Here is a 12,771-nt window from a genome sequence, read left to right as displayed (position 1 = left end):
GTCAGCCGAGCAGGGCGGCCAGGGCACGCGTCGAGCGTGTGAGGCTTTCGTGCCAGGACAAGCCGGTTATTTTCTCACCACTTGCCGCGTCGTTAAAGCTTTCTTCCTGGCCCGGTGCGAGCAGGTGGCGGTAATCCACCGTGATTTCATCGCCTTGGACCAGATCCATCGCGGCGAAGATGAACCCCAGGTGCCACAGGCCTGTGGGTTCGAAGCTGTGGTTGACGTAGCACTCGTCGGGCCACTCGGGGGAGACGGTGTAGCGGTCCTCGAACCAGCGCGCGGCGGCATGGAGGTCGGCGGACAGGGTGGCGGACGCCATGATCTCGTCCCAGCGGTGGGTGCGATCGATGGCGTCGGGCGCGGTGACGATGCGACCGGCGGCAACGGCTTCGTCGAGAAAAAGACCCTTGCCGGCGCCGGGAATGGCTGAGGCGGCAATGCGGTAACGCGGCACGATCATCGGATCATCTGGCCCCAGGTCCCGTCGGCAGGGCTGAAGCGCCGCCGGCATGGGGCGCGAGTGTAGCGCGTTCCGCCGGCGGCGTAAGGTCGGGCTCAGTCGTCGGCGTCGACGCCCTTGGCGCGTGCGGCCCGTGCCGGCCGGGGCTTCTTGCCCGGTTTGCCGCCGTCGACCTGGATGGCCTCGCGGTTGCGGTCGACCAGCGCCTGGCCGATCCCCTTGACCTCGGTGAGCTGGTCGGCGGATTCGAAGGGGCCATGGGCGTCCCGCCAGGCCACGATGGCCTGCGCCTTGGCCAGCCCCACGCCATCCAGCGACTGGGCGAGGGCGGGCGCGTCGGCCGTATTCACGTTCACCGGCGTGGAGGCGAAGGCGGACGAAGAGATCATGAGGCCCGCGAGGGCGAGGATGAGACGATTCACGGTGTGTTTCCTTCGATGGCGCGTCGCATGACGCCCGGGCACTGTGCGGCGAGCCCGCCCGCGCGCGAACCGGCGTCCTGGGCAGCGCGGCGTGCGCGTACGCCGCGCCTGCCCGCCGCCCGCACCGACAGCGCGAAGGGCCGTTCCGTCGGCGCTGTTACAATCGCCGCTTGTCCACCTGAAGCCGCCCGCCATGGATACCTCACGCATCACCTCCTTCGTCAGTGCCCTCTGGGATGCGGAAATCGTCCCGCAGCTGGTCGAGTACATCCGCATTCCCAACAAGTCGCCGATGTTCGACGCGCAGTGGCGGGAACACGGTTACATGGACCAGGCAGTAGACCTGATGGAGCGCTGGGCGCGTGCGAAGCTGCCGGCCTTCGAGGGCGCTACGCTCGAGGTGGTGCGCCTGGAAGGCCGCACGCCGCTGATCTACATCGACGTGCCCGCGCAGGGCGTGACCGGCAAGGGCACCGACGAAACCGTCGTGCTCTATGGCCACCTCGACAAACAGCCGGAGATGACGGGCTGGGCCGAGGACCTCGGTCCGTGGGTGCCCGTGATCAAGGGCGACAAGCTCTACGGCCGTGGCGGCGCGGACGACGGCTACGCCATTTTCGGCTCGCTCGCCGCCCTGCTGGCGCTGCGCGAACAGGGCGTGCCGCATGCCCGCTGCGTCATCCTGATCGAGGCCTGCGAGGAATCGGGCAGCTACGACCTGCCGCATTACGTCGATCACCTGGCCGGCCGCATCGGCAACCCGGCCCTGGTGGTCTGCCTCGACTCCGGCTGCGGCAACTACGACCAGCTGTGGCTGACCACGTCGCTGCGCGGCATGACCGGCGGCAACCTGACCGTGCAGGTCCTCGAGGAAGGCGTCCATTCCGGCGACGCATCCGGCGTGGTGCCGTCGAGCTTCCGCATCCTGCGCGACCTGCTCAGCCGCCTGGAAAACCCGCAGACCGGCGAGATCGTGCCGCGCGAGCTGTATGTCGAGATCCCGGCCCAGCGTGTCGAGCAGGCCCGCCGTTCCGCCGAGGTCCTTGGCACTGCCATCTACGACAAGTTTCCCTTCGTCGAAGGCATGCAACCGGCGGCCACCGACCTGAGCGAGCTCGTGCTCAATCGCACCTGGCGGCCGCAGCTGGCGGTGACCGGCGTGGGTGGCATGCCTCCGCTGGACAGCGCTGGTAACGTGCTGCGCCCGAAGACGTCGGTGAAGCTGAGCCTCCGTGTGCCGCCGACCCTTTCGGGGGCGGAGGCCGGCGCGTTCCTCAAGCACCTGCTGGAGAAGGATCCACCCTACGGCGCCCGGGTCAGCTTCGACCTCGAGAAGGATGGCAGCGGCTGGAACGCGCCCGCCCTCTCGCCCTGGCTGGAGGATGCCGTGGCGCAGGCGTCGCAGCATTACTTCGGCGCGCCCGCCGCGTATATGGGCGAAGGCGGCAGCATCCCGTTCATGGGCATGCTCGGGGACAAGTTTCCGCAGGCGCAGTTCCTCATCACCGGTGTGCTGGGGCCGCATTCCAACGCCCACGGCCCGAACGAATTCCTGCATATCCCCACGGGCAAACGGGTGAGCATGGTGGTGGCCGATGTGGTCGCGCGCCACTTCCAGGAAGCCTCGAGGGCATGACCGACGGGACGGGCAGCTTCGCCGATCGCCTCGCGGGCGTGCGCGGTGCCATGGCCGCCGCGTGCACGGCGGCGGGGCGCGATCCGGCAGAGGTGACCCTGCTGCCGGTCAGCAAGACGTTCGGTGCCGACGTGGTGCGCGAGGCTGTCGCCCTTGGCCTGCGCCGGTTCGGCGAAAACAAGGTCCAGGAGATCCAGGCCAAGGCGGCCGAGCTGGCTGCCGAAGCGCTCGACTGGGTGGTCATCGGTCACCTGCAGACCAACAAGGCCAAGCCGGTGGCGCGCCTGGTGACCGAGGTGCAGTCGCTGGACCGCCTCGACCTGGCCGTGGCCCTCGATAAGGCGTTGCAGGCGGAGAGCAGGGCTATCGATGTCCTCGTGCAGGTGAAGACCTCCCGGGAAGAGAGCAAGTTCGGGCTGGCCCCGGAAGCGTTGCCCGCCTTCCTGGAACAGTTGCGCGCCTTCGACACGTTGCGCGTCCGTGGCCTGATGACCCTGGCGGAAGCGTCCGACGACGAGGCCGTGGTCAGGCAGTGTTTCCGTACGTTGCACGGGTGCCGCGAGACGGGCCGCCAGGCGGGCCACACGCTGGACCGGCTTTCCATGGGCATGAGTGGCGATTTCGCCCTGGCGATCGCGGAAGGCAGTACGGAAATACGTGTTGGCAGCGCCTTGTTCGGGGCTCGCACCTACACGCCCTGACGGCGTCCAGCACCCGTCAGACGGCCGATTACGTGATTTCATGCTCACATATGTGAAGCCAAGTGCTTCTATGTGTTCAGGTTTCCGTCTCGCAGCCCGCATTTTTGTGCGACTTGTATGAATGTTTCCTAGGACTGACCGCTTTTAACTTTATGCCAACAACAAGGCCGTCGTCGTTTGGTAACTTCACCACTCGTTCACGGTCGTCTCACCTTCACGGCGGCTTAACTTCACGATGAATAGGCCTTATCGCTCATGCATTTAAAGCGACTGACCGCTCTCGCGTTAGCCTCCTGCTGCATCGCTTCCGTCACACCCGTCATGGCCGACACCGTCGCCGCTCCACAGGGTCTTGACCAGTCCGCAACGCTGCTCCTCACCGATCTTCCCGTGTTCGCACCGGCGAACGCCCTGGCCCAGTCGGCCATTCCGGACATCGCTTCGCTCACCGCCCCCAAGGCGTCGCTCACCGCCCCGAAATCCACCGCCGCGGTCGCTGATACCACGTCCTCCGACGAAGATTCCCTGGCCGACGACGAAGACGACGACAGCGTCGTTGCCGCCGCCTCCGCCAAGCTCGCCGGCCACGTCGATGGCCATGCCCGCGAGGCCCTGCTTTCTTTCGCGATGAAACTGCGCGATATCCGCTACCACCGGGGTGGCCGCGCTCCGTCCACCGGCTTCGATTGCAGCGGTTTCGTCCGCTACGTCTTCGCCCACAGCATCGGCCTCGACCTCCCGACCAACTCGGCCAGCCAGTTCCTCGCCGGTCTCAAGGTCAAGCGCAACGAAATGAAGACGGGCGACCTGGTGTTCTTCCGCACCCGCGGCAAGGCCATCTCGCACGTCGGCATGTACATCGCCAACGGCCAGTTCATCCACTCCCCGTCGGCGGGCAAGACGGTTCGCGTGGACAGCCTCAACGAGGCCTATTGGTCCAAGCACTTCGCCGGCGCCAAGCGCCCCGAAGGTATCGCCAAGATCTGACGGGTACCCTTCAACGTATTTTCCGAAACGGCATGCTCCGGCATGCCGTTTTTTTTGCCGGAGCCTAGACGCCGATCAGGGTCAGGTTGTCGAGGACGAGGAGGTGTAGGTCCTCGGAAAACAACCCCACGGCCTCGATGCGAAGGCCCTGCGGGTGCGACTCCTGGATAAGGTTTCGTCCCTTGGTCAGTGAGATCGTTTTGTCCAAGAACGTCGACTCATCCGGATTATCGGTATAACGATCGTAGAGCTGGACAATTGCAACACCCGCGGCAGGCGAGAAAAGATCGATGATGACGGCTGAGGCGGGCCGCGAGGAAAATGCCAGGCCGAGAAACAAGGGCACTCCACCGCCCTCTCCCTGGACTGCGGACAGTTGGTTCCCGCCTTGCTCGGTAATCGGTGCGACGACCGCATGGCCGTACACCGGCTCGATGGTCAACCAGCCAGCGGTGAAAGGACTCTCGGGGACGATCCAGGTGCCAGCGGCGATACCGTCGAAGTCCTCGACCAGGGTGGACTGTGTGTTATTGACCGATTTGCCACCGCGTGCGCGGCCCGGTTTAACGAAGCTCATATCCTTCTCCTTCATGGCAGCCATTCCATGCAGCCGGCTACGGGACTGTGCAACATCATGCTGCCGTTCGCATTGTCCGCACCTGTCGCCGATCCGGCCATAGAGCAGGCGTTGTAGGTGCGTCCGAGGCAAATCCGGCCCGATCGGCGCTATCCTTTTGGTCATGCCACGCTATCCCGGTCACACCGCACCCCGATCCCGCGGGCCATCGTCATCGCCGCGGTACGGCCTTGCCCGCGTGCTGTCCAAACGTGGCGTCTGCTCGCGTAGTCAGGCCGAGAAGGCCGTGCGGGAAGGCCGGGTGCGGGTCGACGGGAAGATCGTGCGCGATCCGGAGTGGCCGATGGTGGGGCAAGAGCACATCGTCCTGGACGGCGTCGGGGCCGAGGCGGCGGCACCGGTCTACCTGGTGCTGAACAAGCCGCGTGGCATCGTCGTCTCCGCCGCCGACGAGCGCGAACGCGACACGGTGTATGCGCTATTAGAAGGGTCCGCCCTGCCGTGGCTGGGTCCGGTAGGTCGCCTGGACAAGGCCAGCGAAGGCCTGCTTCTGCTCAGTAACGACACGGTGTGGGCGGCCGGGATCACCGAGCCTTCGACGCACGTGGCAAAAACCTATCACGTGCAGGTGCGGGGCCGCCCGGACGCGGCAACCATGACGGCCATGCTGGACGGTTTCATGGACGCGGGCGAACGTTTACGCGCAACAGGCGTGTCACTGCTGCGCCAGGGCGATCGCAACGCCTGGCTGGAAGTGACGTTGGACGAGGGTCGCAACCGTCACATTCGCCGGTTACTCAGCGCGCTTGGCTTCGACGTGCAGCGCCTGGTTCGTGTCGCGGTCGGCGATCTGGCACTCGGCGAGCTGGCCAAGGGCGCCTGGCGCCACCTGACCGCGACGGAAGTCGCCGCGCTGCGGCAACGTCCTTAGATTCCACTCAGGAAAGCAGCCCCAGCTTCCTGCCCACCCGGGTGAACGCCGCGATCGCATGATCGAGTTGCTCGCGCGTATGGGCGGCGCTCATCTGCGTACGGATACGCGCCTTGCCCTGTGGCACCACCGGGAAGAAGAACCCTGTGACGTAGACGCCTTCGTCGAGCAGGTCGGCCGCCATGGCCTGAGCCTGCTTCGCGTCGTAGATCATCACCGGCACGATGGGGTGCTGGCCGGGACGGATGTCGAAACCCGCCTCGGTCATCTTCTCGCGGAAATAACGCGTGTTCTCCTTCACTTTCTCGCGCAGGTCGCCCGCGGCGTCCAGCATATCGAAGACCTTCGTGCCCGCGGCCACCACATGCGGCGGCAGCGAGTTGGAGAAGAGGTAGGGCCGCGAGCGCTGGCGCAGCAGTTCGATCACCTCGCGGCGGCCGGTGGTGAAACCGCCCAGCGCGCCACCCAGGGCCTTGCCCAGCGTGCCGGTGATGATGTCGATCTTGTCGAGCACGCCGTGTACCTCGGCCGAGCCGCGGCCGGTGTCACCGAGGAATCCGGTGCAATGGCATTCGTCGATGTGCACAAGGGCGCCGTACTTCTCCGCCAGCGCGGTGATCTCGGCCAGCGGGGCCACGAAGCCGTCCATCGAGAACGCGCCGTCGGTGGTGATCAGCTTGGTTCGCGCGCCGGCGGCGTCGGCCGCCTGCAACTGGGCTTCCAGGTCGGCCATGTCGCAGTTGGCGTAGCGGAACCGCTTGGCCTTGCACAGCCGGATGCCGTCGATGATCGACGCATGGTTGAGTGCATCGGAGATGACCGCGTCTTCCTCGCCCAGCAGCGGTTCGAACAGGCCGCCGTTGGCGTCGAAACAGGCGGCATAGAGGATGGTGTCCTCCTTGCCGAAGAACGTGGCGATCTTCGCCTCCAGTTCCTTGTGCAGGTCCTGCGTGCCACAGATGAAGCGCACGCTGGCCATGCCGAAGCCGTGCGTGTCCAGCGCATCCTTCGCGGCCTGGATCACCTGGGGGTGGTCGGCCAGGCCCAGGTAGTTGTTGGCGCAGAAGTTGAGGACGGAACGGCCGTCCTCGAGGGTGATCTGCGCCGACTGCGGCGAAACGATGATGCGCTCGCGCTTGAACAGGCCCTGTTCGCGGATGGCGTCGAGTTCGCTGGCGAAACGTGTCTGGCCCGGGTAGGTCATGTCCATGAGCACACCACCTTGCCGCAGTGACCCGCGTCCATCAGGTCGAAGCCCTTCTGGAAATCGTCGATGGCGATCTGGTGCGTGAGCACCTTCTGCAGCGGGAAGCCGGTGAGGACCATCTGGGTCATCTTGTACCAGGTCTCGTACATCTTCCGGCCATAGATGCCCTGAAGGGTGAGGCCCTTGAAGATGACCTTGTCCCAGTCGATGCCGGCGCCACGCGGCATGATGCCCAGCATGGCGATCTTGCCGCCGTGGTACATGCAGTCGAGCATGTCGCCGAAGGCGCGCGGGTTGCCGCTCATCTCCAGGCCCACGTCGAAGCCTTCGATGTGCAGGTCCTTCACGGTGTCCTTCAGCGACTGCTTCGACACGTTGACCACGCGCGTGGCCCCCATGTCGGCGGCCAGCTTGAGGCGGTAGTCGTTCACGTCGGTGACCACCACGTTGCGCGCGCCCACGTGCTTGGCGATACCCGCGGCGATGATGCCGATGGGGCCGGCGCCGGTAATCAGCACGTCTTCGCCGATCAGGTCGAATTCCAGCGCGCAGTGCGCGGCATTGCCGTACGGGTCGAAGAAGGCGGCCAGCTCGGACGGCACCTGGTCCGGGATCGGCCAGAGGTTCGAGGCGGGCATGGTCATGTATTCGGCGAAGGCGCCGTTGCGGTTCACGCCGATGCCGGTGGTGTTCGGGCACAGGTGCTGGCGGCCGGCGCGGCAGTTGCGGCAATGGCCGCAGACGATGTGCCCCTCGGCGGAGACGCGGTCGCCGATGGCGTAGCCGGTGACGCCGGGGCCGATCTCGGCCACGCGGCCGACGAACTCGTGGCCGATGGTGAGGCCCGGGGTGATCGTGCGCTGGGACCATTCGTCCCATTTGTAGATGTGCAGGTCGGTACCGCAGATGGCGGTTTTCTCGATCTTGATCAGGACTTCGTTCGGGCCGGGCTGCGGCACCGGCACTTCTTCCATCCAGATGCCTTGTTCGGGCTTGCGCTTGACCAGCGCCTTCATCGTCTGCTGCATGGGCTTCAAAGGGTTCCGTGCGGGGAAGGTCCGGGGGCGGACCCAAACCGCGATTATAAGGCCGCCACCGATCCGGCCGTGGTGCGCCGCGCCATTGCCACGACCGCCCCGGGGCCTCTATGGTCGGGTCCGCTTTGGGCAAGACCGACAGGGGCACCGATGATGGGAATCCGAACGATGATGCTGGGCGCGGCCATGGCGCTGGGGCTGGATGCGAAGGCCGACGAAGGCATGTGGCTGCCGTCGCAACTCCCCTCGCTTGCGAAGAACCTCAAGGAGGCCGGCTTCCGCGGCAACCCGGACGATCTCGCCGATCTCACCCGCGCGCCGTTGAACGCGGTGGTCCGGATCGGTGGCGGCACCGGGGCGTTCGTCTCGTCCGACGGCCTGGTGCTGACCAACCACCACGTGGCCTTCGGGGTGATCCAGTACAACACGCGGGCAGACCGCGACCTGATCACCGACGGCTTCGTGACGCCCGACCGCGCCGGCGAACTGCCGGCGAACCCCGATTACCGTCTTCGTGTGACCGTCGGCTTCGACAAGGTCACCGACCGCATCCTGGCCGCCGCGCGCGGTACCACGGGCAGGGCGTACTACGACGCCGTGGATGCCGCCAGCAAGGCGCTCGTCGCCGAGTGCGAAGCGGAGGCCGGCATCCGCTGCAGCGTCTCGACGATGTTCTACGGCCGCGACTTCTACCTCGTGCGCCAGCTGGAACTGCGCGACATCCGGCTGGTGTACGCCCCGCCGCGCGCCATCGGCAACTACGGCGACGAGATCGACAATTTCGTCTGGCCGCGCCATGCGGGCGACTTCACGGTACTGCGCGCCTACGTGGGCAAGGACGGCAAGCCGGCCGATTTTTCGCCGGACAACGTGCCCTACCATCCGCCTTCGCATTTGCAGATCGCCGCGGAGGGCGTGGCCGAAGGCGACTTCGTCATGCTGGCCGGCTACCCAGGCACCACCTATCGCCATCGCACCGCGGCCGAGTTCGCCGATCAGGTGCAGTGGCGATTGCCCACCGCGGTGGCCGTGCTCAAGGCCTTGCAGGACGTGATCGAAGCGCAGGGCAAGACCGACAAGGACGCGGGCATCCGCTATGCGTCGCAATTGCAGTCGTTGAAGAACAGCATCAAGCGTTTCAGCGGCGAGCGCGAAGGCCTCGAGCGGAGCAACGCGGTGGCCGTGCGTGGCGAGGACGAAGCGGCCATGCTGGCGTGGCTGGCCACCCAGCCGGACGCGAAGGCGCTGCGGCCCTCGATCGATCAGGTCATGGCGTTGATAGCGCAGGGCAAGGACGTGCGCGAGCGCGACCTGCTGGTCGGCCTGTTGTCCGCGCAGACGCAGTTGATGCGTGGTGCGCTGTCGATCGATCGGCTGTCTGTGGAGCGGCGCAAGGACGACGCGGCGCGTGAATCCGGCTACCAGACGCGCGACGAGGAGATGATCCACAGCCAGCTGCGGCAGATCCAGCGCCGCTACGATCCCGCTGTGGAAAAGGCGCTGGTCGGCACGTTGATGACACACTATCAGCAGCTGCCCGACGCGCAGCGCCTGCACGAGCTGGACACCGTGTTCGGTCGCACGCCCGCCGAACTGACCCGCACGCTGGACCGCCTGTACGCGGCCACCCGCCTGGGCGACGAGGCCCAGCGCGAACGCCTGTTCGACGCCGCGCCGGACACGGTGGCAGCGGACAACGATGCGTTGCTGGTGGCCGCCCGTTCGCTGCGCCCGGCATGGCTGCGCATCGAGGAAGAAAAGAAGGCCCGGGAGGGTGACCTCATGCGCCTGCGACCCGCGTACATGCAGGCGCTGGTGGCCTATCGCCAGAGCCAGGGCAAGGCGGTCTACCCGGACGCCAACTCGACCCTGCGGGTCAGCTACGGCAAGGTGACGCCGCTGGCGGCGCGCGACGCCGTGAGCTACGCGCCGGTGACCACCGTGCAGGGCATCGTCGAGAAGAACACCGGACGGTTCCCGTTCGACGCGCCGAAGCCACTCATCGACGCGATCCGCAAGGCCGACTTCGCGGGCTACACCGATCCACGGACCGGTGCGATGCCGGTCGACTTCCTCAGCAACCTCGACACCACCGGTGGCAATTCGGGCTCGCCCGTGGTGAACGCGAAGGGCGAACTGGTCGGGCTGAACTTCGACAGCAACTGGGAGGCCGTCAGCGCCAGCTGGATGTACGACCCGCGCTACAAGCGCGCCATCCACGTGGACATGCGCTACATGCGCTGGCTGATGGACAAGGTGTATCCGTCGCCGGCGTTGCTGGAGGAACTGGGGGTTCCCGCGGCCCATGCGCCGACGCACCCATGACCTCCGGCACATAGCCCCTCGCGGGCCCGTGCCGCATTGTTACCTTATAACACTCAGGGAGTATCACCCCATGCGCCGACTTGCCCTTGCCGCCGCCCTCGCGGCCGCGTTCGTTCCCGTTGCCCACGCCGTGGAAGGCATGTGGCAACCGGCCCAGCTGCCGAAGATCGCCGCCACGCTGAAGCAGCACGGCCTCAAGCTCGATCCGGCCTCGCTCACCGACCTCACGGCCTACCCGATGGGCGCGATCGTCAGCCTGGGCGGGTGCACGGCGTCGTTCGTGTCGCCGGACGGCCTGGTGGTCACCAACCACCATTGCGGCTACGGCGCGCTGCAGTACAACTCCACCAAGGACAAGAACCTCATCGAGCAGGGTTTCCTGGCGAAGACGCCGGCCGAGGAACTGCCGGGCTCGCCGGACATGCGGGTCTTCGTCACCGAGGAAATCCGTGACGTCACGGCCGACGTCACCGGCAAGCTCACCCCGTCGATGACCGGCCAGCAGCGTTACGACGCGATCGACCGGGCGAAGAAGTCGTTGGTCAAGGCCTGCGAGACCGACGGTTATCGCTGCGATGTCTACACGTTCCACGGCGGCTACAGCTACCAGCTGATCAAGCAGCTGGAGATCAAGGACGTGCGTCTGGTGTACGCCCCGCCCGAGTCCATCGGCAAGTTCGGTGGCGACATCGACAACTGGATGTGGCCGCGTCACACCGGCGACTTCAGCTACCTGCGCGCGTATGTCGCCAAGGATGGCAAGTCCGCCGCTTACTCGAAGGACAATGTGCCGTACCACCCCAAGCATGTCATCAAGGTCAATGCGCAGGGCGTGGACGAAGGCGACTACGTGATGGTGGTGGGTTACCCCGGCCGCACCAACCGGTACCGCCTGGCCCAGGAAGTCGGCAGCGCCATCGACTGGACCTACCCGACGCAGATCAAGCTTTACCAGCAGCAGCTCGACACCATCGCCGCCAACGGCAAGCGCGATCCCAACGTCACCGTGAAGTACGCCAGCCTCGTCGCCGGCCTCAACAACTACCTGAAGAATTTCGGCGGCCAGCTCGAGGGCTTGCGTCGCGCGGACGCCGTCGCGGTCAAGCAGAAGCAGGAAGCCGACCTCAACGCCTGGCTGGCCAAACAGGGCGGCGCCGAGAACCAGGCGCTGGCCGCCGACATCGCCCAGCTGAAGGCGAAGCTGACCGAGTACCAGGCCACCCGCGAGCGCGACCTGGACCTGATGCTCATCCAGCGAACGCAGCTGTTCTCCGCGGGCGTGCGCCTGGCGAAGCTGGCCGACGAGCGCGCCAAGCCGGACATGGACCGCGAGTCGGGCTACCAGGAGCGCGACGAATCGCGCATCGAGGGCGCCCTTAAGCAGATGGAGCGTCGCTACGACGCGCAGACCGACCAGGAACTGCTGACCAACGCCCTGGTGCGCTACGTGTCGTTGCCGAAGGACCAACGCCTGACCGGGTTGGACACCTGGCTGGGTGGCGCGTCCACGCGTCCCGCGATCCAGGCGAAGGTGGCCGCCCTGTACAAGGGCAGCCAGCTGGGCGACACCGCCGAGCGCATGAAGTGGTTCAAGGCCGACGCGAAGACACTGGACGCCAGCAACGACAGCATGCTCAAGCTGGCCCGTGCACTGCTGCCGGAACTGAAGGCGATCGACCAGCAGGACGATGCCCGCGAGGGCGAACTGGCCAAGCTGCGCCCGCGCTACATGCAGGCGATCATCGCGTGGAAGGAGTCGCAGGGCTTGCCCGTCTACCCGGATGCGAACAGCTCGCTGCGGGTGACCTTCGGCAACGTGAAGGGCGTGGCGCCGCGCGATGGCGTGAGCTACTCGGCGTTCACCACGGCTGAAGGCATCGTCGAGAAGAACACCGGTGAAGATCCGTTCGACGCACCCAAGGCCGAGATCGATGCGATCAGGGCGAAGGCCTTCGACGGCTACGCCTCGAAGAAGCTGGGCACGCTACCGGTGGACTTCCTGGCCGACCTCGACATCACCGGCGGCAACTCCGGCTCGCCGGCACTGGACGCCGAGGGGCGTCTCGTGGGCCTGGCCTTCGACGGCAACTGGGAGTCGGTGAGCGGCGACTGGCTGTTCAACCCGAAGCTCAACCGGTCGATCCAGGTGGATGTGCGGTATATGTTGTGGGTGATGCACCACCTCGATCATGCGGACAACCTGTTGAAGGAAATGGGCGTGCCGGCGAAGTAAGTGGTGTGGGGCAGGGATTGAGAGGCTTGCCCTGATAGGTTCTTCGCGCATGAGTGGAAAGGGCTCGCCGTTACTGGCGGGCCTTTTTCTTGTTCTTCGCGTAGTGCAGGAGGCGTACGTCTGCTGCTTGTGCGATGCGCGGAGGAGGCGTCGGGTGATCACCCTCTGCGCTCGGGCAGCGGCCGCAAGCGGCCGAACTCGCTCAGAGGGTGATCACCCGACACCTCGCTGGCGACTGAGGTGCCCGGGAGG

General features: G+C 66.2%; 11 protein-coding genes. 6 read left to right on the top strand and 5 right to left on the bottom strand.

Annotation, left to right across the window (positions count from 1 at the left end; all coding sequences use genetic code 11):
- Position 1: 1 nt before the first annotated feature.
- Positions 2-463 (bottom strand): SET domain-containing protein, encoded by a 462-nt coding sequence (locus ACVKN3_RS18545; RefSeq protein WP_354512527.1) that lies wholly within the window; start codon positions 461-463, stop codon positions 2-4.
- A 95-nt stretch (positions 464-558) separates the two neighbouring features.
- A complete protein-coding gene (locus tag ACVKN3_RS18540; protein ID WP_345782917.1) occupies positions 559-885 on the bottom strand; it encodes a ComEA family DNA-binding protein in 327 nt (108 codons plus the stop codon).
- Positions 886-1,078: 193 nt separating this feature from the next.
- Here ACVKN3_RS18540 and ACVKN3_RS18535 point away from each other — a divergent pair, with 193 nt between their 5' ends.
- The 3 genes from ACVKN3_RS18535 (at position 1,079) to ACVKN3_RS18525 (ending at position 4,209) form a co-directional block, all read left to right on the top strand.
- Entirely contained in the window at positions 1,079-2,521 is a 1,443-nt protein-coding gene (locus ACVKN3_RS18535) for a M20 family metallopeptidase (protein WP_354512525.1), read from the top strand.
- On the top strand, positions 2,518-3,222 hold the full coding sequence (locus ACVKN3_RS18530; RefSeq protein WP_354512523.1) for a YggS family pyridoxal phosphate-dependent enzyme: 705 nt from the start codon (positions 2,518-2,520) through the stop codon (positions 3,220-3,222). Before ACVKN3_RS18535 ends, ACVKN3_RS18530 begins: the two co-directional genes overlap by 4 nt.
- A gap of 321 nt (positions 3,223-3,543) precedes the next feature.
- The gene (locus ACVKN3_RS18525; RefSeq protein ID WP_285406363.1) at positions 3,544-4,209 is read left to right on the top strand and encodes a C40 family peptidase; all 666 of its coding nucleotides are present in this window, start codon (positions 3,544-3,546) and stop codon (positions 4,207-4,209) included.
- Between the two features lie 64 nt (positions 4,210-4,273).
- On the opposite strand, the gene ACVKN3_RS18520 is transcribed toward ACVKN3_RS18525, so the two are convergent.
- On the bottom strand, positions 4,274-4,801 hold the full coding sequence (locus ACVKN3_RS18520; protein WP_036142843.1) for a hypothetical protein: 528 nt from the start codon (positions 4,799-4,801) through the stop codon (positions 4,274-4,276).
- 148 nt (positions 4,802-4,949) lie between these two features.
- Here ACVKN3_RS18520 and ACVKN3_RS18515 point away from each other — a divergent pair, with 148 nt between their 5' ends.
- A complete protein-coding gene (locus ACVKN3_RS18515; RefSeq protein WP_036142841.1) occupies positions 4,950-5,717 on the top strand; it encodes a pseudouridine synthase in 768 nt (255 codons plus the stop codon).
- Positions 5,718-5,724: 7 nt separating this feature from the next.
- On the opposite strand, the gene kbl is transcribed toward ACVKN3_RS18515, so the two are convergent.
- Together kbl and tdh are read right to left on the bottom strand one after the other, a co-directional pair.
- Positions 5,725-6,921, bottom strand: a complete 1,197-nt coding sequence (gene kbl / locus ACVKN3_RS18510; protein WP_036144755.1) for a glycine C-acetyltransferase — start codon at positions 6,919-6,921, stop codon at positions 5,725-5,727.
- Complete coding sequence (tdh, locus tag ACVKN3_RS18505; protein WP_036144754.1) at positions 6,918-7,940, bottom strand: L-threonine 3-dehydrogenase; 1,023 nt, start codon at positions 7,938-7,940, stop codon at positions 6,918-6,920. Before tdh ends, kbl begins: the two co-directional genes overlap by 4 nt.
- A gap of 174 nt (positions 7,941-8,114) precedes the next feature.
- Here tdh and ACVKN3_RS18500 point away from each other — a divergent pair, with 174 nt between their 5' ends.
- Together ACVKN3_RS18500 and ACVKN3_RS18495 are read left to right on the top strand one after the other, a co-directional pair.
- Positions 8,115-10,286: a S46 family peptidase gene (locus ACVKN3_RS18500; protein WP_354513375.1), complete on the top strand. Its 2,172-nt coding sequence runs from the start codon at positions 8,115-8,117 to the stop codon at positions 10,284-10,286.
- 70 nt (positions 10,287-10,356) lie between these two features.
- Positions 10,357-12,519, top strand: a complete 2,163-nt coding sequence (locus ACVKN3_RS18495; RefSeq protein WP_354512520.1) for a S46 family peptidase — start codon at positions 10,357-10,359, stop codon at positions 12,517-12,519.
- The last annotated feature ends 252 nt before the right edge of the window (positions 12,520-12,771 follow it).

Source organism: Luteibacter sp. PvP120, assembly GCF_054055715.1.
Note: the sequence above shows the minus strand (reverse complement) of the source record. Positions and strands in the feature narration are given on the sequence as shown.